Source organism: Bordetella genomosp. 9 (genome assembly GCF_002119725.1).
In the GTDB taxonomy this organism is placed as follows: domain Bacteria; phylum Pseudomonadota; class Gammaproteobacteria; order Burkholderiales; family Burkholderiaceae_B; genus Bordetella_C.
In genome coordinates, this window is record NZ_CP021109.1 from 2,051,943 (window position 1) to 2,078,034 (window position 26,092).

Consider the following 26,092-nt stretch of genomic DNA (forward strand, 5'->3'; position numbering starts at 1 on the left):
ACTATCTCGAGAAAATCAAAGGGGAAACGCGCACCACGGCGTAGAGCAGCACGACGTAAAGGGCGAGATCGAACAGGGCGGGGTGCCACACCAGCCGATAGACGCCGGTCAGCGCCAGCAAGCGGCGCACGAACCAAGCCAGGCCCAGCGTGATGACGCCGAGGACCAGCAGCCAGGGCAGGTAGACGCCGTACAGACTGATTTCGCCGATCATGACGTTGCTCCTGAATCGGATTGCGGCTGGCCGGCGCGGGCGCTGTGAACGCCCTGCGGCACGTAGGCTGGCGCTTGCGGGAACAGGCCGCGGCGCAGCCCCACCAGCGCGACGATGGCCCGGTCGCGCGCGGCGCCGGCGGGCGCGGCGCTGGTGCGCGCCAGCGCCGTATCGAGCCGCGGCAGGAAGGTATCGGGCTTGTCGCCGCGGCCGCGGATGCGGTTGCGGAACCACTGCGCCAGGCAGGAAAGCACGGGCCGGATTGCGGCGTCTGCAACGGGCAGTTCGGCCCGCGCACGCTGCAGTTCGACGATTTCGTTGCCAACGCGCAAGTCGAGCAGGGTGTCTTCCTCGACAGGGGTTTCGTTCTGGCCGCGCACCGCCAGGCGGGCATAGACCAGCCCTATGCGGTCGAGCATGCGCACGGTGTAGGCGTTGCCGGCGGGCGGCCGGTCGGCCGACGCCAGCTGAGCCAGGTCGCGCCAGTTCGCGGCCTGGATGCGGCGCGCGCTGTACTCGGCGCTCATCCTGCGCAGCAGCGCGGCCACCACGGCGGCGGTGCCCACGCCGATGATCTGGGCGGTCATGGTATCGATGAACGAGACCAGGTCCGCCGTGTTGGTATCGTGCATGGCCAGCGTGCCGGAAAAGCCGAAGAACACCGCCATGGCCTTGCCCATGCTGGCGGGCCGGGCGATGTAGATGCCGCAGACGAAGCACACCGGGAACATCACCAGGGCCACCATCTCGAAGGAGTGCAGGGCCGGCAGCACCCCAAGCAGGTAGATGGCCGACAGCGGAATCGACACCACGGTATAGGTCAGGAACTGCATGATCCCGGGAACCGGATCGTCCTGGGTTGCGAAGAAGCAGCTGAAGATGGCGGCCATCATGGCTGCCGTCGCGCCATTGGTCCACGCCGTGCCGATCCAGAACGCGCAGCACACGCTGATCGCCACCGCGGCCGAGACGGAAGACAGCAGGGCGACGCCATGATCGTGGTGCAGCGCCCGGTTCGACGTGGCGGCTTCGCGCGGCATGGGCGTGGGTGCGCCGGACAAACCGGCCTGGATATCCCGCCGCAGCGCGAACCCGCGTTCGCAATGCTCGATCAGCTCGCGCAGGCGCGTGGTCAGGCTCACCATGAGCAGGGCGTTCCAGTCCGAACCCCCGTCCACCGAGGGCATCAGGCGTTCGACGCGTGCGCGCAGCGCCGCGCCGCGCGCACGATCGCCCCGCGGGCCGGCTTCGACCCACGCCGAAATATCGTCGAGCAGCGCGGGCAATTCCGGCGGCAGCGGCTGGCCCGAGGCGCGCAGGGCGCGCAGACGGTCTTCCAGCGAGGACACCGTAGGCGTCAGCGCGGCCATGCGGTCCTGCATGGCCGCCACCGAGCGGGCCGTCCACCGGATATGGCCCGTGTCGTAGGGAACGTGGGTGGACAGCAGGCGCAACTGGGTGATGTCGTTGGCCAGCGCCCTGCGGTCCTTGTCGCTTTGCGATACCGTGCCGCTGCGCAGGGCGTCCTGTATCCACAGCCGCGCGTCGCGCAGCGCCTGGTCCAGGCGGCCGATCACCGCCGGACCGACCCCGCGGGGCAGGATCAGGCTGTGCGCGAGCATGGCGCAAAGTATGCCGGCCGTGATTTCCTCCACGCGGGCCAGGCCGGTGTCGAATACGGTTTCGGGCGTCGTGACGCTGGGCAGGCCGATCATCGCGGCGGTGTATCCCGCCAGCATGAACAGATAGGATCGCGGCGTGCGGTCCAGCACCGCGATATACAGGCACACCCCCACCCAAAGGGACAGGGCGAGCACCATGAGCACCGGATAATTCGCCAGCCTGGGCACCAGGAACACGACGGCTGCGCAGCCGAAGAACGTCCCGCCCAGGCGGAAGACCGCCTTCGAACGCACCGCGCCCGCGAACGGCTGCGACACCACATAGGCGGTGGTCACCGCCCAGAAAGGCCGCGGCAGGTCGATCAGCATGGACAGATAAAGCGCCATCATGGCGCCGATGAAGGCCTTCAGCGAGAACAGCGCTTCCTGTGCAGTGGGAAGCTTCACGGCTCGCGCTCCGGACGAGTGGATTGCGGCGGCAGATTGCGCGCGAGAGAGGCCTTGATGCGTTCGAACACGCGAATGCATGCTTCTGCATCGTCGGCATCGACTTCGTGAAAGACCTGGCGCCGCAGTTTCACGAGCATGGCTTCAACCTGTTCACGCAGCGCCTCGCCGGCAGGCGTCAGATGCAAGGTCTTGGCCCGGCGATCGCGCGCATCCTCGCGCCGTTCGATCAAACCGGCGGCCACCAGCTGATCCAGCAAACGAACCAGCGAGGGTCCTTCGACACCCATGGCGTCTGCCAGTACCCCCTGGCGAACGCCGTTGCCGAGGCGCCCGACCCAGATCACCGGCCAGGCGGTGGCCTGCGACAAGCCGTAATCCGCCAACGCCTTATCGGCCGCGGCGCGGTAGGCGCGATGGATGACCAGCATATGGCCGGTCAGCACCGCTAGACGGGCATCGGACGGTTTCTTCATGGAATATATTATAAGCTAACTATTAGCGTCCTATCAATATTCAGGAAGGCGGCCCGCCAGCACGCCGCAGCGCCGCAACCGCCGCCGTACCTCTCCATCCCAGCCCGCGTCCCGCCCACAAAGCGCGCACACAACCGCCCACCTCGTCCCGGAAGGGCCGCGTCCACGGCGCAGCCCTGTCCGCTCATCCCAAGAACCGCCAAATTCCCTGGAAACAAACCCCCGCACGCAGCGGGCCGCCCCCCACCGGGGACGCGCGGATCCGGCTCCGCCGGTCCGCTGCGTCGCCCCCTCGAGGGGGAAGCGCGTCAGCGCTCCGGGGGTGAGCTCCCCCTCCGCCGCGTCGCCCCCTCGAGGGGGAAGCGCGTCAGCGCTTCGGGGGTGGGCTTCCCCTCCGCTGCGTCGCCCCCTCGAGGGGGAAGCGCGTCAGCGCTTCGGGGGTGAGCTCCCCCTACCCAACCAGCAGTGCGACGGGGAAATCCGACAGCACTTCCGCCAACGGCAGGATGCTGTCAGCGCCGACGCGGCGCTCGCGTCCGCTCAGCGCGTCGCGCAGCGTGGCTCCTGCATAGCGGTGGGGCAGTACAACCGACGTCGTGTTCCAGAAATCGGGGTCGATGCGGGGCAGCGAGGTTGCGGGCGCGCGCGGGTCATCCCCGGCCTCGGAACGAAGCGCCTGCGCGCAAAGGCGCGGCGCAAAAACAAAGGCGCAGCGGTCTTGCAGGCAACGCACGAAGGCCAGAATATGGTCGCCCCGAAACCCGAGCACGGGCAGCGGCACATAATCGCCGCGGGCGAACAATTCCGGGTCGGACTGGCGCGCGTGCAGGGCGCCCCGTACGACCGCCTGTTTGATGCGCCCGCTGCGCCAATCGGCGATCAGTGCGTCGGGATCGTTGGAATCCGGCGCTTCCAGCGCCGCGGCGCGCGCCTCATAGTCCACCGGCGCGCGGTTGTCCGGATCCACCAGGCTGAAGTCCCAGAACTCCGTGCCCTGGTACAAGTCCGGCACGCCGGGAACCGTCATGCGCAGCAGGGCTTGCGACAGGCTGTTCACGACTCCCGTTGGCGCGATGCGCGCCACGAAATCGGCGATCTGCCGCGCGGGGGCGCCAGGATCGTTCCCCGGCGCCAACAGGCTGCGCAATATCCGCTCGCAGGCGCCTTCGTAGGCCTCGTCGGGCACGACCCAGCTGGTCCGCAGCTTGGCTTCGCGCAGCGACTTCTGCTGCCAGGCGGACAGGCGATCGGCGAAGGCCTTCAGGCCGGCCTCATCGCCGGGTTCGAGCAGCAGGGGCCAGGCGCCCACGATGCTCTGGAGCAGCATGTACAGATCGGCCGGATGCGCGGCCAGCGTGCCGGCCGGGGTATACGAGGAAGGCATGTGGCGGTTCAGCCAGCCCTCCGCGGTATCGGCCCACAGTGCCGGGAATTCGCTGAGCGCGGCCAGGCGCGCGCGGGTGTCTTCGCCGCGCTTGTGGTCGTGGGTGGCGGTGGCGACCATCGCGTGCGGAAAATGCCGCGCACGCGCGGCGCATCGGCGATGGAACGTCTCCGGCGACATGCTGAAGAGGGCAGGGTCCGCCCCTACTTCATTGCGCGACAGCAGGCGGCCATAGCGGTAGAACGCGGTGTCCTCCAGGGACTTGGCGGTCAGCGGCGGCGTCAGCTGCTGGAATCGGCGGATGGCCTCGCAGCGGGCTTCGCGTTCCGGCGACGGGAAGTCCGCCGGCGCTTCGCCGCCCAGCCAATCGGACACCAGGTCGAGCAGCGGCCCGTCGTCGCCGTCGCGGTCCTGACGGATGCGGGCGTGAGCGCGCATGGCGGCGTGCTGGAAGCGCACCCGGTCCATGTGGTGCCAGCCCTGTTCGTCGGCGTAGACGCGGTAGACGGGAAACACCGACAGCAGGTCCCACAGCACGCGCGAAATGGCGGATTCGCCCCAGTCGCGGGTGCGCGGGTTCAGGCGGGCCACGCGGTGCAGGGCGCGCGCGGCCGCCAGCCGTTCGGCGGGAAAGTGCCGCAGCATGATGAGGTCGCGCGCTTCGTTTGCAATGGCGGAGAAGGGGCGCGGATCGCGTGCGATCGTCTCCCACAGCTCGGTCAGCAGGTCCTCGCCGGCGGGGTCGTGCAGGACGGCGTTGACCTGGCTCATGAAGTCGTAGCCGGTGGTGCCGTCCACCGCCCAGCGCTCATCCAGCGTTTCATCGTCGGCCAGAATTTTTTCGATGACGAGATAGGGCTCGTGGGGCTGCAGCGCGGCCGGCCGGCGCCCCGTGCGTTCATTCAGCGCTGCGCGCAGCCGCCTGCAATAGTCGATGGGATCGCTCAAGCCGTCCACATGGTCCACGCGCACGCCGTCGATCAGCCCTTCTTCGTAGAAGCGCAGGATCATTTCGTGCACGGCATCGAAGACTTCCTGCTTGTCCACGCGCACGCCGACCAGGTCGCTGATTTCGAAGAAGCGGCGCCAGTTGATCTCTTCCGGCGCGGCGCGCCACCACGCCAGCCGGTAGTGCTGCCGTTCCAACAGCGCGTGCAGCCGCTCGCGGCCAGCCTTGGTGGCGGGGTCGTAGTCGGATAGCTGCGCGGGATCCGTCAGCCCGGCGGCGCGCACGCTATCCAGGTTCAGCGGATAGCGGGTGCCGTAGACGTCCAGGTAGAAGCGGTCGTCCTGGGCATCGTGCCGCACCGTCAGGTCGCCGTTTTCCAGCGCCTCGCCATAAGGCAGGCCCAGGAAGGGGGCCAGCACTTTGTGGCGCAGCTCCTCGTCGATGGAATCCCAGGCGATGTCGAACCAGTCGCCGTGCGGGCTGGACCGGCCGAACTCCAGCACACTGTGCCACCACGGGTTGTCCGTGCTGGTTGCCATGTGGTTGGGCACGATGTCGACGATCAGGCCCATGCCGTGGGCGCGCAGCGTCTGCACCAGATCGCGCAGCGCCGCTTCGCCGCCGAGTTCGGGGTTGACCTGTCCGTGGTCGACCACGTCGTAGCCGTGCATGGAGCCCGGGCGGGCCCGGGTGATGGGGGACGTGTAGACGTGGCTGATGCCGAGCTTGGCGAAGTAGGGCACCCATTTGCGGGCATCCGCCAGGGTGAAGCCGCTATGCAATTGCAGACGTACGGTGGCGCGGGGCGGCGTCATGGTTTTCTCCGGTTCTGAACCACCGCTTCCGCGCGCCGCCGCACCGCTTCGTCGTCGAACAGCTGGCCGGCGTTCACCGGCAGGCGGCGGCGCCAGTTGGGGTGCTCATCGATAGTGCCGGGCAGATTCGGCTGCTCGGGTACGCCAAGCAGGTCCTCGGTGGGAACGAGCATCAAGGCCGAGGGCGTGCTGGCGACAAATCGAAGAATCTCCTCGATGGGAGGCTCGGCAGGCGGATCCGCCTGCGCATCCGGCGCGGTGCAGCCCGCCTCGCGCAGCGCGCGCCACAAGGCCTCCCGGTCGCGCCCGCGCTGCGCGTTCGCGGCCGCTTCGGTTTCGTCGTCGCCCAACAGTTGCAGGCGCTCCCGCCACGCGATGTCCGTGCCGTTCCACCATCCGGCGATGGTGGGAAGGTCGTGCGTCGTGCTCATGGCCGCCGAACATGCCGGCCAGCCGCCGGGCTGCTGGAAGGGCGGCGGGTCGCCTTCGCCCTCGCGCTGGAACCAGAGCACGTTCATGCCCAGCATCCCCGCGCTTTCAATGCGCGAATTGAAGCCTTCCGGCACGGTGCCCAGGTTTTCGCCGACCACCACGGCGCGGTGGCGCCAGGCTTCCAGGGCGACCAGCCGCAGCATGTCGTCAAGGGGGTAGCGCAGATATGCGCCTTCCTTCGGGGAGGCGCCGTTGGGCACCAGCCAAAGACGCGCCAGCCCCAGCACATGGTCCACGCGCACGCCGCCCGTGTAGGCCAGCGAAGCGCGCAGCATCTCGCGAAAGGCGGCATAGCCATGCAGCTTCAGCGATCGCGGCGAAAACGCGGTCAGCCCCCAGGACTGCCCAAGAGGGTTGTAGATGTCCGGCGGCGCGCCCGGCGAAAGCGCGTCCAGGATGTCGTCCTGCCGGCTCCAGGCATGGCTGCCGCCCGGGTCCGTGCCGACGGCCAGATCGCCGATCAGGCCGACCGCCATGCCGGCGTCGCGCGCCGCCTGCTGCGCGCGCGCCAGGCCGCGCGCGGCCAGCCACTGCAAAAAGATATGGAAGCCCACGTCCTTTTCATGCGCGTGCGCCCATGCCTTGACCCCGCTGCTGGCCGGGTCCCGCAAATCGGAGGGCCAATGGCGCCAGTCCGTGGCGTCGCCCAGCGGCGGCAGATGGCGGGCGTGCAGGGCCTCGAAGCGCGCATGGCTTTCCAGCGGCTCGCCGCCCGCCATGCGAAATGCCTGGAAGTCCGCATGTTGCCCGGCGCCCGAATCGGTGCGGAACTCGTCGTAGAGCCGCCGCATCACCTTCAGCCGCAGTCGCGCCACGGCGGGCCAATCGACCAGCGGCAGCGCGTCCAGGCGCAGGGCTTCCTCGCCCAGATTGAGTGCGTCCAGCGCGGCGGCGACCATGCGCTCGCCCAATATCGGGCAGGGGTCCGCGTACAGGCCGTTCAGGAACAGCCGGCTGGAAGGGGCGTAAGGACTGTAGCGGCTGGGGTCCGCCGAGAACATGGCGTGGACGGGGCTGATGGCGATCGCGTCCGCGCCGCGCCGCGCCGCCGCGCCGGCCAAGTGCGCCAGCGCGGTGAAGTCGCCCAGGCCGGGAGCCTGCGCCGGCTTGCCGTCGTGCGGCCGGCGCAGGCTGTACATCTGGGCCGCCACGCCCCAGATGCGGGGCGACGGCGTTTCGACGATGTCGGCAATGCTTGGACAACGCCGCGGCGCGACCGCGAGCGTCCATTCGCGGCCGCCCGCGCGCAGGCGGTAATAGCCCGGTATGTCGATGGGCGGGATGTGCGCCGCGCTGTCGTCCGCGCCATGCGCGGTCACTTCTCGCCGTTGGCCGTCCTCGTCGATCAGCTCGAACACCGTGTCCCGCGCGCCGCGCAAGGCGATGGGCGACCCGGTATCGACGATGATGAACGTTTCATGCTCGTCGGATTCGTCCTGGCGCAGGCGTTCGATGCTTTCCTGAATCTGCGAGATGCTGCCGCATGGCAGATCAAGCGCCGTCAGCAAGGCCCGGATGGTGTCGCCGGAAATGCGCTGCGGACGCCCCCGGGCATCGGTCCAATCCACCAGGATGCCCGCCCGTTCCGCCAACTGGGCCAGGGCGGCCTGTTCGTCGCCGGAAAGCGCTTGGCTGCTCATGCCGGCTCCTTCAGGAGCGCCACGGTCACGCCGTTCTGCAGCATGCCCTCGTAAAGCGCGGCGCCCGCGCCGGCTTCGCTTTCGTACAGCAGCGTTTCGCCGCGGTGGTCATCCTGAAGCCAGTCGGGCCTCAGGTCGACCGTGCCCAGGTTCACATAAAGCGACAGGATGGCGCCGTCGGAAAGCAGCCATTGCGCCACGACGGCGCGCAGGCCCAGTATGTGCGCGCCCAGCGCCCGGGCGCCCTCGAGCCGAGGCGCGATCATGCGATGGCGCACCTGCAGCAGGTCCCGGTAGTACGACAGCCAGCTTTCGTTGGCCGGCTCGCGGTAGGGGTCCGATTGCGCGAAGGTTTCGGGATCGTTGGGGTCCGGGATGCGGTCGCGCGTGGCGGGGTTGGCGAAGGCGCGGAACTTCTCGAATTCCTTGCGGCGGCCATCGCGCACGGCTTGCGCCAGTTCCGGGTTGGTGTGGCTGGTGAAGTACAGGAAAGGCGCGGTGGCGCCGCGCTCCTCGCCCATGAAAACCAGCGGAATCTGCGGGCACAGAAGCAGCAGCGCCACGGCCGCGCGCAAGGCGCGCGTGTCGTTGCGCAACAGCGAGATCAGCCGGTCGCCCATGGCGCGGTTGCCGATCTGGTCGTGGTTCTGCAGGAACAGCACGAAGGAAGTCGGCGGCAGATGCGCGCTGGGTTCCCCGCGCCTGGCCCCGTTGCGATGGGCCGAGGGCTCGCCTTGGTAGATGAAGCCGTCGGCCAGTGCGCGGGTCAGGCGCTGCGCTGGGTGCACGGCGTAATCGCCGTAATAGCCTTCGCTTTCGCCTGTCAGCAGCTGGTGCAAGACGTGATGGCCGTCGTCGTTCCATTGGGCCTGATAGCCATGTTCCAGCGGATGGACCTGGTTGTCGTCATTCTCCAGCACCAGATGCACGTGGCGGTCCGCCGGCAGATGGGCGCGCACGTAGCCGGCCATTTCCTCCAGCCAGCCCACGTCGCGGATGGCATGCACGGCGTCCAGGCGCAGACCGTCGAAACGGTACTCGGTCAGCCAGTACAGCGCGTTCTCGGTAAAGAACTGGCGCACCGGGCGGCGCCGGAAATCGATCGCCACGCCCCAGGGCGTATGCAGATCGTCGCGGAAGAAGTCGCTGGCGTAGGCCGATAGATAATTGCCGTCCGGACCGAAATGGTTGTAGACCACGTCAAGGAAGACCATCAGGCCCAGGCCATGGGCGGTGTCGATCAGCCGCTTCAGTTCTTCCGGGGTGCCGTAGGCGCAGTCCGGCGCATAGGGCAGCACGCCGTCATAGCCCCAGTTGCGCGGACCGGGAAAATCCGCGATGGGCATCAGCTCGATCGCGGTGAAACCCAGGTCTGCCAGTTCCGGCAAGCGGGCCTCGATGCCGGCGAAGCCGCCGGCGATGCCGGGATGGATCTCGTAGAACACTGCTTCGCGCCACGGCCGGCCGCGCCAGCCGTCGTTGCGCCATGTATAGCTGCTGGACGTGACCACGCTGTCGTCGTGCACATCGCCGGCCTGCAGGCGCGACGCGGGATCGGGCACGCTCAGGTCCGGACTGACGCGGTAGCGGTAGCGCGTGCCCGGCGGGCAGGGCGTTTCGATTTCGTAGTAACCATCGCCGACGTCGGTCATCGGCTGCGGCTCGGCGCCGGCGATCTCCAGGGTCACGCCGTGCTCGGCGTTGGGGGCCCAGAGACGAAAGCGGGTCAATCCGCTGGGCAGATGGCAGGCGCCAAAGCTGGGCATGAAGGTCCGGCCGGTTTCGGCGCGCGCGGACTGCTCCGTCGGATTGGATGAGGGGGTGTCGGTCATTCGTGCTCCCTGGCGCGGGGATACCCGCTCAATAATGCGATGCCGTGTGCGTGGACGGTGACATGGTTGCCATGCACGTTGTGCTCCGGCACTTCCGGCCTAGTGGAATCGACTAGCATGCGCCATGCCATATCGCGCGGCAGCGCGAAGGAAACGTCGCTGTCGCTGCCGTTCATGAGCGTCAAGGTAACGTCCAGGCCTTCGCGCGTGCCGATGGCCCGGCGCAGGCCCAGTGCGCGGCCTTCGGGGTCGCGCCATGCCGCTTGCGTCATGGGGTGCCCATCCACGTCGAACCAGGTGACGCCGGGTATGCCGGGCGCCGCTTCCTGGTGCGCATTCATATAGCGTGTGCTGCGCAGGCTGGCATGCTGGCGGCGGCAGGCCGCGACACGGGCCACGAACTGCGTCAGGTCGCGGCCTTCCTGGCTGGCCGCCTGGTCCCAATCCAGCCAGGACACCGGGTTGTCCTGGCAATAGGCGTTGTTGTTGCCGTCCTGGCTGTTGCCGAACTCATCGCCCGCGAGCAGCATGGGCGTTCCGTACGACAGCAGTGCGCTGGCCAGCAGGGCGCGCTGCACCCGCCGCCGCACGTGCAGGATCTGCGGGTCGTCGGTAGGCCCTTCCACCCCCCAGTTGCGGCTGCAGTTTTCGTTATGGCCGTCGCGTCCTTCTTCGCCGTTGGCTTCGTTGTGCTTCTCGTTGTAGCTGACCACGTCGCGCACGGTAAAGCCGTCGTGCGCGGCAACGAAGTTGATGGACGACCAGGGGCGCCGGTGCCGGCGGTCGAACAGATCGCTCGATCCTGCCATGCGTTCGGCAAGTTCGCCGCGCTGGCCCGGATCGCCGCGCCAGAACCGGCGCACTGTGTCGCGAAACTTGTCGTTCCATTCGGCGAAGCCCGGCGGATGCTGGCCCAGCTGGTAGCCGTCAGGCCCGATGTCCCAGGGCTCGGAAATCAGCTTCAGGCGCGACAGCACCGGGTCCTGCAGGATGGCGTCGAAGAAGCCCGAGCCCGGATCGAAGCCGGTGCCCTCGCGGCCAAGCGTGACGCCCAGGTCGAAACGGAAGCCGTCCACGCGATAGGACGTGGCCCAATGCCTGAGCGAGTCCAGCACCATCTGCAGCACGCGCGGATGGGAAAGGTTGACGGTATTGCCGCAGCCGGTGTCGTTGATGTAGTAGCGCTCGTCGCCGGGAATCAGCCGGTAATAGCTGGCATTGTCCAGACCGCGCCAGGAGAGTGTCGGCCCCAGCTCGTTGCCTTCGCAGGTGTGGTTGTAGACCACGTCCAGGATGACCTCGATGCCCGCGGCCTGGAGCCGGCGGATCGCCATGCGCAGGTCGTTCGGTCCGCCCTGGGACAGGTACGACGGCTCCGGCGCGAAATACGACAGGGTGCTGTAGCCCCAGTAATTGCTCAGGCCGCGCTCGACCAGGAACTTGTCCTGCAGGAAGGCATGTACGGGCAGCAGCTCGATGGCCGTTACGCCGATCTTGTGCAGGTGATCGATGAAGCGCGGATTGGACAGGGCCGTGACGGTGCCGCGCAGGTGCGGCCAGATGTCGTCTCGGCGCATCGACACGCCGCGCACGTGCGCCTCGTAGATGAGGGTGTGCTCCCAAGGCGTGCGCGGCGGGCGGCTTTCGCCCCAATTGAAGGCGTTGTCCGTGACCACGGCCTTGGGCATGGCCGGCGCGCTGTCGCGCCGGTCCGGCACCAGGTCGGCGCGCGCATGGCCTACGCGATAGCCGAACAGCGCGTCCGTCCAGCGCAGCGGCCCGATCAGTTCGCGCGCGTAGGGATCCAGCAGCAGCTTGTGCGGGTTGAAACGGTGGCCGTGCTTGGGGTCGTAGGGGCCGTAGGCGCGATAGCCGTAGACCAGTCCCGGCGCCGCGTCGGGCAGATAGCCGTGCCAGATCTCGTCGGTGCACTCGGGCAGCGGCATGCGGCGGATTTCCTTGCGGCCGCGCGCGTCGAAGATACAGAGGTCGATACGGGTTGCGTTGGCGGAGAAAACGGCGAAATTGACGCCAAGGCCGTCGCTCGTTGCGCCCAGGGGATAGGGCATGCCGGGCGACAGCCGGTCGGGAAGCGGACCAGGCATGTAGGCATTATCCTTCTTGCTGGAAAATCACCGTGGCCAGGGGAGGAAGCACCAGGGACAACGACTGCGCCTGTCCATGGGACGGAATGTCGTCGGTGTGGCGGCCGCCGCCGTTGCCCACGCCCGATCCGCCATAGTCCGACGCATCGGTGTTCAGGCGTTCGCGCCACCATCCCGCCCGCGGCACCCCGATGCGGTAGTCGTGCCGCGGCACCGGCGTGAAGTTGCAGACGGCAAGCACGCGCGCGTCGCCATCGTGCCGCATGAAGGCGAAGACGCTATTGGCCGAATCGTCGCCGATCACCCAGCTGAAGCCGCTGGCGTCAGCATCGTGCCGGTGCAGAGGGGATAGCTCGCGGTAAAGGTTGTTCAGGTCGCGCACCAGCTGCTGGACGCCGCGGTGCATGGCGTCGTCCAGGGCCGGCCAGTCGATGCTGGCGTCGTGGTTCCATTCGCGCTCCTGCGCGATCTCCCCGCCCATGAACAGCAGTTTCTTGCCCGGATGCGCCCACATGAAGCCGAAGTAGGCGCGCAGGTTGGCGAAGCGTTGCCAGCGGTCGCCCGGCATTTTGTTCAGCAGCGAGCCCTTGCCGTGCACCACCTCGTCGTGCGACAGCGGCAGGATGAAGCGTTCGGAGTAGGCGTACACCATGCCGAACGTCATGTCGTTGTGGTGATAGCGGCGGTGCACGGGCTCGTGATGCATGTAGCGCAGCGTGTCGTGCATCCAGCCCATGTTCCACTTGTAGGTAAAGCCCAGGCCGCCATCCTCGGTGCGCGCGCTGACGCCGGGCCAGGCGGTCGATTCCTCCGCCACGGTAATCGCGCCCGGGCATAGCTTCGCCACGGTGGCGTTCATGTCGCGCAGGAACTCGACGGCTTCCAGGTTCTCGCGCCCACCGTAGCGGTTCGGGATCCATTGCCCCGCCGCGCGGCTGTAGTCCCGGTAAAGCATGGACGCCACCGCGTCCACGCGCAGGCCGTCAACGTGGAAGCGGCGCAGCCATTCCAGCGCGCTGGTCACCATGAAATTGCGCACTTCGGTGCGGCCCAGGTTGTAGATCAGCGTATTCCAATCCGGATGGAAGCCTTCGCGCGGATCGCTGTATTCATAGAGCGCCGTCCCGTCGAATTGCGCCAGGCCATGCGTGTCGGTGGGAAAGTGAGCGGGGACCCAGTCCAGGATCACGCCGACGCCGGCCGCATGACAGCGGTCCACGAAGCGCGCGAAATCCGCCGGCGTGCCATAGCGCGCCGTCGGCGCGAAAACGCCCAGCGGCTGGTAGCCCCAGGAGCCGCCGAAAGGGTGCTCCATGATGGGCAAGAGTTCGATGTGCGTGAACCCCATGTCCTTGGCGTAGGGCACCAGGCGTTCGGCAAGGCGGTCCCAGACGCAGCCGTCGCCCTCGCCCTCGCGGGGCAGCCAGGAGCCGGCATGCACTTCATAGACGGAAATGGGCGCGTCCGGCGCCTGGCGCGCCGCGCGCTGCGCCATCCATTCGCCGTCCGTCCACGTGAACTCGCCGGGCTGCGGGACCACCGACGCCGTCGCCGGCGGCATCTCGGTCTGGCGCGCCAGCGGGTCCGCCTTCAGCGGCAGCAGGTTCCCGCCGGCGCCGATGATCTCGTATTTGTAGCGCTCGCCGGCTTGCAGGCCGGGGATGAAGAGCTCCCATACTCCCACGGAGTGCCGCAGGCGCATCGGATGGCGGCGGCCGTCCCAGGAATTGAAATCGCCCACGACCGACACGCGCCGCGCATTGGGCGCCCAGACGGCGAACCGCACGCCGGTCTCGCCTTGCAGTGTCATGACGTGCGATCCGAGACAATCGGCCAGGGATTCGTGCCGGCCTTCGCCGATCAGGTAAAGGTCCAGATCTCCGAGCAGGGGACCGAAGGCGTAGGGGTCCGCGCTTTCCTGCGCGCTTGCGCCCCAGTCGATGCGAACGCGATAGGCATCCGGCCGCCCCAGCGGCACATCGCCGACCTCGCCCATAAAGAAGCCGTCGCGCAGATGGGGCAGGGGAATCGGGTCCGGCGCGTCGGGCAGCACGACGGCGACGTGACGCGCATTCGGGGCGAATACCCGCACCACCGTGCGGTCGCCCACCCGGTGGGGCCCGAGGATATGGAAGGGATCGCCATGCCGGCCGGTGAGCAGGGCGTCGATCTCCGCGTTCAGGGCGGCGTCCGCGGACGGCGTTTCGGTAGTAGAGGCGGTCGTCATGGAGCCTGTATTCCTATGTTTCGGCATGGGTTATTCGGCCGGCGCCGAGGCTTCGCTCGACAGCAGGCGGTCGACCAGCTGGGACAGGCCCGTCAGCGGGATGCAGACCCAGTCCGGCCGGTGCGCGGCTTCATAGCCGATCTCGTAGGCGGCCTTCTCGATCAGCGCCAGATCGATCAGCGGACCTTCCTGGCTGTCGTCCATCCAGCGATGTTCGGCGTTGCGCGCGACGCTCCGGTAGGCCGACAGGAAGGCATGGTCGGCGATGTCGCGGAAGCGCGCGATCAGATCGCGGCGGCGCCGGCGCAGAATCGCTTCGGCGGGTTGCACCTCGCCGGCGTTTTCCGCGTCGCCGAAGCCATTGGCCACCGTGGCGGCGGCGTAGTCGAAGGAGCGCAACAGCCCCGCGATGTCGCGCGCGGCGCTGCTTTTGGCGCGGCGCTCGGCAAGCGAACGCTTGGGCTCGCCTTCGAAGTCGATGATGTACGCGTCGCTCTGGGCCACCAGCACCTGTCCCAGGTGGAAATCGCCATGGATGCGGATATGCAGCGTGCCGGCCTCATGTTCCGCCAGCGATTTGATGGTGTCGACGACCGTCTCGCGCTGCTCCATCAATCGCTGCGCCTTCTCGTTGCTGGACGCGTCCAGCCGGCTGCTGTTTTCCTTCAGCTGCTTCAGCGCGCTGTCGAACATGGCGATCACGTCGGCGGCCCGCTTGCGCGCGTCGGCCGCGGTGGCCTCATGCGGCGTGAAGGCGGGATCGTCGCACGGCTGGGCCAGCGTCGCATGCAGTTCGGCCAGCCGCCGTCCGATCGCCGCCGCGAAGGCGGTGTAGCCTTTCAGGTCTTCGTCGTAGTCCGCGGCGCTTTCGGCCGTCAGGGCCGCCGCTTCGAGCGTCCGCTTCAGGTACTCCAGCGTCCACCCCCAGGCATCGCCCTGGTTGCTGATGGCCGCGTGCATCAGCGCCAGCGTGTGCGGCGTGCCGTCTTCATCGACACGGACGATCTCGCCCAACAGTTGCGCGCTGTTGGTGTAGCCCGCCTGCGTCAGGCGCCGCGTCATTTCCGCTTCGGGATGGACGCCCGGCACCACGCGACGGATCAGCTTCAGGATAGCGACTCCGCCGATCGTCATGGAGCTGTTGGATTGCTCGCCGGTGAACCAGGTCACTTCCGCGTCGTCGGGAAGGTCCAGCGCGTTCAGGCCGGGCTCGCCCAGGAACCGCAGCACCGCCGGCGGCTTGGCCCGCGGCACGGGGATTTCAAGCCCGTCGCGCAGCCCGCGCACCAGCGCCCGGATGAAGGACGGCAGCGTGTAGGCGTCGGTGACGAAGCCCATTTCGGCGGCGCGCCGCACGCGGGCCAGGGCGTACTGCTGCGCCATGGGCGGCAGGGTCTCGCTCCAGATCAGCGCCACCGGCAGAAGGAAGCGGGCCGGCTCGCCGTTCATGTCCATTTCGAGTTCGGCGATGAAGCACTCGTATTCGGTGTCTTTCAATTGCACCGCGTAGGCCGCCATCGCGAGCTTGACCTTGCTGTCCTTGGGGAACCAGCGCTGGCGCGACAGGTACAGCGGCAGCACGTCTTCCCGCAGCGAACGGACGGCGCCTTCGGTCAGCTCGTAACCGGTGCGTCCGCGCAGCACCAGGGTGTAGTACTCGGGCATCTGTTCGGGATGCGTCGCGTGCCACGACGGCGGCGAAGCCACCGTACTCAGTTCGAACCAATAGAAGCCGTAGGGCGGCAGCGTGAGCAGATAGGGCAGCTCGCCGATGGCGGGGAAGGGCGTGCCTCCCAGCAGTTCCACCGGCACGCGTCCGTTCATGGAGGACAGGTCCAGTTCTACCGGCTGCGGTGCGCGCGACAGGTTTGCCACGCACAGGATCACCGTGTCTTCGTATTCGCGCAGATAGGCCAGGATCTTGCGGTTGCCCGGGAACAGGAAGCGCAGCGTGCCGCGTCCGAACGCGCGCGTCTGCCGGCGCGTGGCCAGCATCCGCCGGGTCCAGTTCAGCAGCGAATGCGGATCGCGCTGCTGGGCTTCGACGTTCACCGCTTCGTAGCCGTACAGCGGCCCCATCAAGGGCGGCAAGGGCAGGCGTTCCGGATCGGCGCGCGAAAAGCCGCCGTTGCGGTCGGGAGACCATTGCATCGGCGTGCGCACGCCGTCGCGGTCGCCCAGGTGCACGTTGTCGCCCATGCCCAGTTCGTCGCCGTAATAGATCACCGGGGTGCCCGGCATCGAAAACAGCAGGCTGTTCATCAGCTCGATGCGCCGGCGGTCGCGTTCCATCAGCGGCGCCAGGCGCCGGCGTATGCCCAGGTTCAGGCGCGCGCGGCGGTCGGCCGCGTAGACATCCCAGAGGTAGTCACGCTCGTTGCTGGTTACCATCTCGAGCGTCAGCTCGTCGTGATTGCGCAGGAAAATGGCCCATTGGCAGTTCTGCGGAATATCCGGCGTCTGCCGCATGATGTCGGTGATCGGGAATCGGTCCTCCCGCGCGATCGCCATGTACATGCGCGGCATCAGCGGGAAGTGGAACGACATGTGGCATTCGTCCCCTTTGCCGAAATACTCCTGCGCGTCTTCGGGCCATTGGTTGGCTTCGGCCAGCAGCATGCGGCCGTCGTATTCCTTGTCCAGCTCGGCCCGGATTTTCTTCAGCACCGCATGCGTTTCCGGCAGGTTCTCGTTGTTGGTGCCTTCGCGCTCCACCAGGTAGGGCACGGCGTCCAGGCGCAGTCCGTCCACGCCCATGTCGAGCCAGTACCGCATCACGCCGAGCACTTCTTTCAGTACTTGGGGATTGTCGTAGTTCAGGTCCGGCTGGTGGGAATAGAAGCGATGCCAGAAGTACGCGCCGGCCACCGGATCCCAGGTCCAATTGGATTTTTCGGTGTCCAGGAAGATGATGCGCGTGCCGGCGTAGGCCTGGTCATTGTCCGACCAGACGTAGTAGTTTCTTGCGGCCGAGCCGGGCTTGGCGCGGCGCGCGCGCTGGAACCAGGGGTGCTGGTCCGACGTGTGGTTGACGACCAGTTCGGTGATGACGCGCAGCCCGCGCGCATGCGCGGCGCGGATGAACTTGCGCACGTCGGCTAGCGAGCCGTAGTCCTCGTGCACGCCCCGGTAGTCCGAGATGTCGTAGCCGTCATCGCGCCGCGGCGAGGGGTAGAAGGGCAACAGCCAGATGCAGGTAACCCCCAGCGAGGAGATGTAGTCGAGCTTCTCGATCAGACCCGCGAAGTCGCCGACGCCATCGTTGTTGGCGTCGTAGAAGGATTTGACGTGCAGCTGATAAATGACTGCGTCCTTGTACCAGAGGGGATCGTCCTTGTCCGGTGTGTTGACGGTGCTGTCTGCCATGGTTAGCTTCGCCTGCTTGTTCGTCTTGTCGAGCGGACCTTATGCGAGGCCCGCCACCCGCCATATCCGGTAGGGTTGGCCCGGATGCAGATAAATCGTTTGCTGCTTGCCTTGCCACGACACCTGGCCACCGTCGATCAGATCGTCGGCATAAAGCGTGCCGTGATCGGGCAAGCCGAATTCCCACAGCGGCACTTCCACCTGCGCCGTCTGCGGTTCGAATGGGTCCAGGCTGATCGCGATCAGCAGAACGTTGTCGCGCGACGGCGTGGCCTTGGAGAAGAACAATACGCGGTCGTTGTATGCCTGATGGAAACGCAATCCCAGGTGGCTGTGCAGCGCCGGGTTGCCGCGCCGGATGTGATTGAGCCGGGTGATTTCCTGGATGATGTTGCCGGGGCGGCCGTGGTCCCACACGCGGATCTCGTATTTCTCCGAGTCCAGATACTCTTCCTTGCCCGGCACGGCGCGGGCTTCGCAGAGCTCGAAGCCGTTGTAGACGCCCCAGAGCCCGGACAGCGTGGCGGCCAGCGCCGCACGGATCAGAAAGCCTCCGCGCCCGGATGCCTGCAGAAAGCGCGGATTGATGTCCGGCGTATTGACGAAGAAATGCGGGCGGAAGAACTCCGCCGGCGGCGCCTGATTCAGTTCCGTCAGGTATTCGGTCAATTCCTGCTTGGTGTCGCGCCACGTGAAGTAGGTGTACGACTGCGTGAAGCCCACCTTGGCCAGCCGGTACATCATCTTCGGCCGGGTGAAGGCTTCCGACAGGAAGATGGTTTCCGGATGGCGGCTCTGGACGTCGGCGATCAGCCATTGCCAGAAAGGCAGCGGCTTGGTGTGGGGGTTGTCGACGCGGAAGACCCGGATCCCCTGCGCCACCCAGAACAGCACCACGTCGCGCAGCGCCCGCCACAGCGGCGCCTGGCGGGACGTGCCCGGGCGCGGCCCGTAGAAATCGACATTGACGATGTCTTCGTACTTTTTCGGCGGGTTCTCGGCGTACTTCAGGGATCCATCGGGCCGCCAGTCGAACCATTCGGGATGCTCCTTCAGCCACGGATGGTCGGGCGAGCACTGGATGGCGAAATCCAGCGCGATCTCCAGGCCATGCCGATGGGCCGCTTCGATCAGGCGCTTGAAGTCGTCCAGGGTGCCCAGCTGCGGATGCAGCGCATCGTGGCCGCCTTCTTCCGCGCCGATGGCGTAGGGGCTGCCCGGATCGTCCGGCCCCGCCTGCAGGCTGTTGTTGCGTCCCTTGCGGTTGCGCCGTCCGATGGGATGAATGGGCGGAAAGTACAGGGTGTCGAACCCCATGTCGCGGATGCGGGGCAATTGCCGGATGACGTCGGCGAAGGTGCCGTGCCGCCGCGGATCGTCGGTCTGCGAGCGCGGGAAAATCTCGTACCAGCTGGAAAAGCGTGCGGCCGGACGGTCCACCGTGACCGCGTATTCCGCGGACGTCGTCTCGAACGGCCGTTCGTCGGCGATGCGCATGGCATCGGCCGTGGCGGCTGCGAGCAGCGCCTGGACCTGTTCTTCCGTCGGCGAGGCGAAAACGGGCGCCGGCGCGTCCTCGGTTTTGCGGCGGCCGCGGCGGGTCTTGGGCTTTTCCGGCTCGTGGCCCAGGACGTGCAGCGCATGCTGAAGCACGGACGCGGCCGGGGAATCCGCAGGCAGACGCTCCAGCGCCTGAGCGATCTGCTGACGGCCTTCGGCCGTTTCCAGGGCGATATCGACCCCGGCCTCGTGTTTCTTGCGCAAGCCTTCGGTGTAGGAGTGCCAGACGTCGGCCCAAGCCTGGATGGCGAAATAATGCCGCCCGTTCCGATGCGGCACGAAGCTGGCCTGCCACCGGTCGTTGTTGATGAGCGTCATGGGGACGCGCTGCCACTCCTTCTCGTCGGCCGCGCGCCACAGCAGCGCCACCGCGATATGGTCGTGCCCGTCAATGAAAACGTCGGCTTGCACGTTGACCGTTTCGCCCACCACGCGCTTGACCGGGAAAGCGCCGTCGTCCACGGCGGGCGTCACCCGTTCGATGGCGACGCGCGGGGCGCGCATGGCGGCCGTGACCGATAGCCGCGCGTCGTCGGAAGCGGGCAGCCGCACGGGCGCGGCGCGGCTGGCGCCCAGCTGCAGGACGGCGCCGGGCGGCAGTTCGTCCGGCAGCGCTTCGGCCGGCTGCTCGGCGTCCCAGTTGTCCAGGCGCGCATAGTTGTCGGGCAAGCGGCTGAGCAGGACTTCCCAGTCGATGGGCGCGCTGCGGTGGGAATCGGGATTCAATACCACCATACGCGCGCTGGTCCGGGCCTGGCCGTTGGGGGCCGTCGCGAACGGCTTGCCGTCGCCGCGGAACAATGCCGTGACGGGCGACTGCTGGCCCAGCAGACTGCGCAGCGTGCCGTGGGCGCCGGCGGTGCGAACCAGCCATTGATTCACCCGCGACACGTCGCCGTGCAGGGCAGGATGCGCGTCGCCGGAATGTGCTGCCACAGCGGGGCCAGCGGCCTGGAATTCGAGCTGCGCGATGTCCGCATCGCCCGCGCCGTCGCCGTCGCCGCCGGGTTCGGCCGCGCCGCCATTCGGCGTGAGCGGTCGCGCTTCGCCGTCCTCGAATCCCATCGGCACCAGGATGCCCGCGTCGCCGACCACGGCAGCCGTCCAGATCGCCCGGGATGCGTCCAGATAGCGCCCGGCAGCATCGGAGTTCCACTCCGCCACACGTTTGGCGTAGGGCGCTTCGGCCGGGGCGATGACCGGCGCGACTGCGCGCAGACGCGTGTATTCCTCCTCCAGCCACGGCGCGCGGTAGTCCCACCAGGGCAGCGAAGAAAAGACCCCGTCGAAGCCCGCGCCGGCCAGCGCTTGGAGCTGCCATGGATTCAACCCGGGCGTCCAGGCCAGAAAACGGCAATCGGGCCGCACCGCGCGCACCCCTTCCATCAGGTCGCGCCATTCCTCGGCGCCCAGGGCCTGCGGCGTCAGGCACCGAAAGCCCGCCACGCCGTTCTGCACCCAAAGGCCCAGCCGTTCCACCCAGTTCGCGATGAAGCCTTCGGGCAAACGCCCGTCGGCGCGCCGCAGGGAGATGGCGTAGCGTTCCTCCAGCGGCTTGCGCGGATCGCGCAGCACATCCACGCCTTCCGGCCGCACATACCAGTCCGCGTGCGAGCCTGCCATGGCGCCGTCCGCCGCCACGCGGTCCAGGACCAGGTCCACCATCAGCGACAGGCGATGCTTGCCGCACAGGCTCGTCAGGGTCGCCAGCGCTTCATCCAGGGCAAGCTCGCCGAGGGCCGGGTTGAGGCGGTCGGGATCGGCGGGGACGTAAGGATTGCCCGCGGGATCGGGCGCCCAGAGCGGCGCCGTCATCAGGGTATCGAAGCCCAGGGTTTTCGCGCGCGTGCACAGTGTCTGCCAGCGCCCGGCGGCATGGTTGGAAAGCGGACCGGCGAGCACGGGGTGGACGTAGTAGATGCGCATTGATGACTCGTGGAGGGTTCTCGTTGAACGTGGGATGAGCTGTATCGTCGAATCTTCCGCTTACGCCGGCTGGCGCGCCGGGCCTGGAAGCAAGCACGGGGCCCGCGCAATGCCGGGCCCCGCGTTGCTTGCGCGGACGGAAACCCGGGTGCCGCGCGCTCCCGCGCAAGGCGGCGGGTTCCGCCGCGGGCCGGCGCCGTCAGGCCGCGCCGGCTCGCAGCCCGCCTGGCGCGGACTCCTTGGCGGCGCGCACGCCGATGCCCACGGCCAGGGGCCGCGCCGCAGCCGTGACCTGGTCGAGCAGGGAGGGGCGGCTGGCGGCGGGGCTGGCCACGGCCACATCCTGCAAGGCTTCGTCCGGCAGCAGCGAGCGGTACAGGCTGACGTAGCCCAGCACTGCCCGATCCCAGCCGAAGTCGCTCGTCATGGCGCGGTACTGCATGGCTTGCCAGATCGGCGGACGGCGATACAAGCCCATGGCGCGCGTGATCGCGCCGGCCATGGCATCGACGCTATCGCCCTCGAAGAGGAGGCCCGTCGCGTTGCGCATGGCATCGCGGCCGGCGTGCGCGCCCGGGTCCGTGATGGTGTCGGCCATGCCGCCGACACGCGAGCCGATGGGGATGGTGCCGTAGCGCATGGCGTAAAGCGGGGTCAGCCCGAATGGTTCGAAGCGGCTGCCGTGCAGCAGCAGGTCGCCGCCGGCGTGCAGCATGTGCGCAGTGGCCTCGTCGAAACCGATACGCACGGCGCACCGGCCGGGATAGCACCGCTGCAGCTGACGCAGGGCGGCCTCGATCGGTTTCTCGCCCTGGCCGAGCACGGCCACCTGCAGATCCGGATAGTCGTCCAGCACGCGGGGCAGCGCCTGCACCGCCACGTCGGCCATCTTCTGGTGCGTCAGGCGGCTGCCCATGACCAGGACCGGCGCACGCGGGTTTTCCATCAGGCCGAAATGGCGCTGCAGAAGTTGCTTGCAGCGGCGCTTGTTGCTCATGTCGCCGGTGCTGAACTGGAATTTTCCCAGGTGGACGTCCGTGGCCGGGTCCCATTCCTCGGGGTCGATGCCGTTGGGGACAGCCAGCAGATCGTGCAGGCGGGTAGCCAGCACGCCTTCCAGGCCGCAGCCGAAGCGCTCGGTAAGGATTTCGCGCGCGTAGGTCTGGCTGACGGTGGTGATGCGGTCGGCGTAGCGGATGCCGGCTTTCATGAAGCTGAGCTTGCCCCAGTACTCGATGCCGTCCACGTCCAGATAGCGCTCGTCCACGCCAATGGCCGCCGCGGTCTCCATGGGGAAAACGCCCTGGAACGCCATGTTGTGCAGGGTCAGGATTGTCCGCACGTTGCTGACGCCTTTGTCCCGCAGCAGCAGCGGCACCAGGCCGGTATGCCAGTCATGGGCATGAACCACGTCGGGCTTGGGCAGTTTGGTCGCGCCGGACGCCACACGTACGGCGGCGTGCGAGAGTGCCGCGTAGCGGATGGCGTTGTCCTCGTACTCACGGCCATCCGCGTCCACGTAGAGATGGTCGCGGTCATAAAGCTTGTCGTTGTGCAGCAGCAGAACGGGAACATTGCCCAGGGCGGGGCACAGGCCATGCAGTAGCCGCGCTTCACCGCCGGGCAGCCGCCGCAGACGGGCGATTTCGCGCACCTGGGTCAGGTGCTCGATCGTGCCGCGGTAAGCCGGAAGCATGATCGTGATGGCAGTGCCGGATGCGTGCAGGGCGCGCGCCATGCCCCCAATGGCGTCGCCCAGTCCGCCGGTTTTCGCCAGGGGGTACGCTTCCGACGTAACAGCCAAAATTCTTAGCGACACGATACCTACTCCGAAGGAGAACGCGTCCTGAAAAAGAGGAAGACGCGAGGAACGAGGACAAGGGAATGCCGGACGCAGCGCCGACCTGGAGCAAGGCCGCCACGGCAGCGAGGTAACGATTGCTACCGTGTTTCGCGTAGGAAAGAACAACCCACGTAATTTCTATACGCGCGGCCGTGTCGCGCCACAGTCCGGTTGTATTCCTTGGCAAGCAGCGTGCCTGAGCACGACGCGCTGGTGTACGCAGGCAATTCTGCGCGGGCATGTGCGACGGCGATGTGTACATTGGTAACGCCACGCAAGCGGCGTGGCCCGCCATTTGCTTTGTGCGTCCCCGTTTGCCGTCCGCGCCTGCCGCCATGGATCTCGTCATTGCCCGACCCGAAGGACTCTATTGCCCGCCCGGCGACTTCTACATCGACCCATGGCGTCCGGTGGAACGGGCGGTCATCACCCACGCGCACGCCGACCATGCGCGCGGCGGACACCGGCATTACCTTGCCGCGGCGCCCGGCGCCGGCGTGCTGCGCAGCCGCCTGGGAAACATCGATCTGGATGCCGTCCCGTACGGCGAGGCGCGCGTCCACAATGGCGTGCGGATCAGCCTGCATCCGGCCGGCCATGTCCTGGGTTCCGCGCAGGTGCGGATCGAGCACCAGGGCCAGGTGTGGGTGGCCTCGGGCGACTACAAACTGCAGGAGGATGGCACCTGCGATCCTTATGTACCGGTCGCGTGTGATGTCTTCATTACAGAATCCACTTTCGGTCTGCCCATCTATCGGTGGGACCCGGTCGAGCGGGTTCGCGCCGATATCAACGCGTGGTGGGCCGCCAATGCCTCGCAGGGGCGGCCTTCCGTACTGTTCTGCTACGCCTTCGGCAAGGCGCAGCGCATCCTGCACGGCCTGGATGCATCGATCGGCCCCATCGTGGCGCATGGCGCGGTGGAGGCTTTGAACCGCGTCTACCGCGAATCAGGCGTGCGGCTTCCGGACACGATCATGGCGGCGGACCTGCGGGATGCGGCCGCCTTGCGCCGCGCGCTGGTGCTGGCCCCGCCATCTGCGCGCGGCTCGGCCTGGATGCGGCGGTTCGGCGACCACGCCGACGCCTTCGCCAGCGGATGGATGCGGCTGCGCGGCGCACGGCGGCGGCGGGGCGTCGATCGGGGCTTCGTCATGTCCGACCATGCGGATTGGCCGGGCCTGCAAGCGGCCATCGCGGCTACAGGGGCCGGGCGGGTCATCGTCACCCACGGCAGTGTCGGTGTGCTCGTGCGCTGGCTGAACGAGACCGGACTGCAGGCGCAGGCTTTTTCCACGGAGTACGGGGCCGAGGAAGACGAGGGCGGATCGGCGCCCGCGCCGGCCGAGGCGGCTGGGGCGGCCGGCGACGGAGCGGACGATGGGCCGGACGGCGGCGCAGGGGACAAAGCGGGCGACGCATCCGGCAGCGATGGCAACGGCGGCCCGCACCCAACGCCCGGAGAGCAGGCGCCATGAAGGACTTTGCCGACCTCTACGCCAAGCTCGACGCCACGACCTCGAGCAATGCCAAGCTGGCCGCCATGCGCGATTACTTTGGCGCTGCGCCGCCCGCCGACGGCGCCTGGGCGGCGTACTTCCTGGCCGGCGGCAAGCCGCGTCAACTGGTGCCGACCAAGGTCCTGCGCCAGTTCATTACCGAAGCCGCGGGCGTGCCGGAATGGCTGTTTGAGGAAAGCTACCAGGCCGTGGGCGACCTTGCCGAGACGCTGGCGCTGTTGCTCCCGGATCCAGGGGAGCCGGACAGCGCCAGCCTGTCCGAATGGGTCGAGGAACGGCTGCTGCCCCTGCGCGGCCTGCCTCCGGCCGAAACGATGTACCGCTTGAAGGACCTGTTCGGGCGCCTGGATCAGCATGGGCGCTTCGTCTGCGCAAAACTGATGACGGGCAGCATGCGCGTCGGCGTGTCCAAGCTGCTGCTGACGCGCGCGCTGGCGGAGGTCGCCGGCGTCGAGACCCGTCACATGGCGCAGCGGCTGATCGGCTACACCGACATCAGCGCGCGGCCCCACGCCGCGGCTTTCTCGCGGCTGCTGGAGCCGGTCTCGCATGACGCCCAGGCGCGGGCCGACGGCCAGCCGTATCCCTTTTTCCTGGCCCATCCGCTGGCGGCCGATCCCGCCGACTTCGAGCAGCTGCTGGGGCCGCCCGCGCGCTGGCAGATCGAATGGAAGTGGGACGGCATACGGGCGCAGATCGTCCGCCGCGCGGAGCAGACATGGGTCTGGTCGCGCGGCGAGGAACTGGTCACCGAACGTTTCCCGGAACTGATGCGCCTGGGCAACCGTCTGCCCGATGGCACCGTGCTCGACGGGGAGATCGTGGTCTGGCGCGAGGGCAGGGTGCAGCCCTTCGCCCAGCTGCAGCAGCGCCTTGGCCGCAAGACCGTTGGCGCCAGGCTGCTGGCGGAAGCACCCGTCGTGCTGCTCACCTACGATTTGCTTGAACTGGACGGTGAAGATCAGCGCGGGCGGTCCCAGGCCGAACGCCGCGCCGCGCTCGAGCGGCTGGCCGATCGGGTGAGCGACCCCGCCCTGGTCCTGTCGCCGGTGCTGAGCGGCGAAAACTGGCAAGACCTGGCGCGGCAACGCGAAGCGTCCCGCAGTCTGGGCGTGGAGGGGATGATGCTGAAAGCCGCCGACGCCCGCTATGGCGTGGGCCGCACCAAGGACGTGGGCGTGTGGTGGAAATGGAAGGTCGACCCGTTTTCCGTTGACGCGGTATTGATCTACGCCCAGCGCGGGCATGGCCGGCGGGCCAGTCTCTACACCGACTACACGTTCGCGGTGTGGGACGGTCCGCCCGGCGCGCCCGACCGCAAGCTCGTGCCTTTTGCCAAGGCGTACTCCGGCCTGACCGATGCGGAGATACGCCAGGTCGATGCCATCGTGCGGCGCACCACGGTGGAAAAGTTCGGACCGGTGCGCAGCCTAGAACCGACCCAGGTATTCGAACTGGGCTTCGAAGGCATCGCGCGCAGCACCCGGCACAAAAGCGGCATCGCCGTCCGGTTTCCACGCATGCTCCGGTGGCGCCAGGACAAGACGCCGGCGGACGCCGATACCCTGGACACGCTGGAGGCGCTTCTGCCCGATACAGCCGGGGTGCTGGTTTCCGGCAAGTAGGCGGGCTCGGGGCTCATCGCCTCACGAGTTCGCCGGGTCACGGGCCGCG

13 protein-coding genes are annotated in these 26,092 nt (G+C 67.8%); 2 read left to right on the forward strand and 11 right to left on the reverse strand.

Features of this window, described 5'->3' with window-relative positions:
- Position 1: 1 nt before the first annotated feature.
- From CAL13_RS09625 to glgA, 11 genes are all read right to left on the reverse strand, one after another.
- Entirely contained in the window at positions 2 to 214 is a 213-nt protein-coding gene (locus tag CAL13_RS09625; RefSeq protein ID WP_086057213.1) for a DUF1656 domain-containing protein, read from the reverse strand.
- Positions 211 to 2,283 carry an FUSC family protein gene (locus CAL13_RS09630; RefSeq protein WP_086072230.1) on the reverse strand — a complete coding sequence of 691 codons (2,073 nt, stop codon included), beginning with the start codon at positions 2,281 to 2,283 and terminating at the stop codon, positions 211 to 213. Before CAL13_RS09630 ends, CAL13_RS09625 begins: the two co-directional genes overlap by 4 nt.
- On the reverse strand, positions 2,280 to 2,759 hold the full coding sequence (locus CAL13_RS09635; protein ID WP_086057215.1) for a MarR family winged helix-turn-helix transcriptional regulator: 480 nt from the start codon (positions 2,757 to 2,759) through the stop codon (positions 2,280 to 2,282). Before CAL13_RS09635 ends, CAL13_RS09630 begins: the two co-directional genes overlap by 4 nt.
- Positions 2,760 to 3,210: 451 nt before the next feature.
- Entirely contained in the window at positions 3,211 to 5,907 is a 2,697-nt protein-coding gene (gene treY / locus CAL13_RS09640; RefSeq protein ID WP_086072231.1) for a malto-oligosyltrehalose synthase, read from the reverse strand.
- Positions 5,904 to 8,039, reverse strand: coding sequence for a 4-alpha-glucanotransferase (gene malQ, locus CAL13_RS09645; protein ID WP_086057217.1), 2,136 nt, complete (start codon positions 8,037 to 8,039; stop codon positions 5,904 to 5,906). The genes treY and malQ overlap by 4 nt, the downstream gene beginning before the upstream one ends.
- Complete coding sequence (gene treZ / locus CAL13_RS09650; protein WP_420042424.1) at positions 8,036 to 9,871, reverse strand: malto-oligosyltrehalose trehalohydrolase; 1,836 nt, start codon at positions 9,869 to 9,871, stop codon at positions 8,036 to 8,038. The genes malQ and treZ overlap by 4 nt, the downstream gene beginning before the upstream one ends.
- Complete coding sequence (glgX, locus tag CAL13_RS09655; protein ID WP_086057218.1) at positions 9,868 to 11,976, reverse strand: glycogen debranching protein GlgX; 2,109 nt, start codon at positions 11,974 to 11,976, stop codon at positions 9,868 to 9,870. Before glgX ends, treZ begins: the two co-directional genes overlap by 4 nt.
- A gap of 7 nt (positions 11,977 to 11,983) precedes the next feature.
- Positions 11,984 to 14,203 carry a 1,4-alpha-glucan branching protein GlgB gene (gene glgB, locus CAL13_RS09660; protein WP_198297945.1) on the reverse strand — a complete coding sequence of 740 codons (2,220 nt, stop codon included), beginning with the start codon at positions 14,201 to 14,203 and terminating at the stop codon, positions 11,984 to 11,986.
- 30 nt (positions 14,204 to 14,233) lie between these two features.
- Positions 14,234 to 17,569: a maltose alpha-D-glucosyltransferase gene (treS, locus tag CAL13_RS09665; RefSeq protein WP_086057220.1), complete on the reverse strand. Its 3,336-nt coding sequence runs from the start codon at positions 17,567 to 17,569 to the stop codon at positions 14,234 to 14,236.
- A gap of 39 nt (positions 17,570 to 17,608) precedes the next feature.
- Positions 17,609 to 21,055, reverse strand: a complete 3,447-nt coding sequence (locus CAL13_RS09670; RefSeq protein ID WP_086072233.1) for an alpha-1,4-glucan--maltose-1-phosphate maltosyltransferase — start codon at positions 21,053 to 21,055, stop codon at positions 17,609 to 17,611.
- A 199-nt stretch (positions 21,056 to 21,254) separates the two neighbouring features.
- Positions 21,255 to 22,874: a glycogen synthase GlgA gene (glgA, locus tag CAL13_RS09675; RefSeq protein ID WP_086057222.1), complete on the reverse strand. Its 1,620-nt coding sequence runs from the start codon at positions 22,872 to 22,874 to the stop codon at positions 21,255 to 21,257.
- Positions 22,875 to 23,233: 359 nt separating this feature from the next.
- Between glgA and CAL13_RS09680 the strand changes: the two genes are divergently transcribed.
- Both CAL13_RS09680 and CAL13_RS09685 read left to right on the forward strand, forming a co-directional pair.
- A complete protein-coding gene (locus CAL13_RS09680; protein ID WP_086073586.1) occupies positions 23,234 to 24,376 on the forward strand; it encodes a ligase-associated DNA damage response exonuclease in 1,143 nt (380 codons plus the stop codon).
- A complete protein-coding gene (locus CAL13_RS09685) occupies positions 24,373 to 26,043 on the forward strand; it encodes an ATP-dependent DNA ligase (protein ID WP_086072234.1) in 1,671 nt (556 codons plus the stop codon). The genes CAL13_RS09680 and CAL13_RS09685 overlap by 4 nt, the downstream gene beginning before the upstream one ends.
- The last annotated feature ends 49 nt before the right edge of the window (positions 26,044 to 26,092 follow it).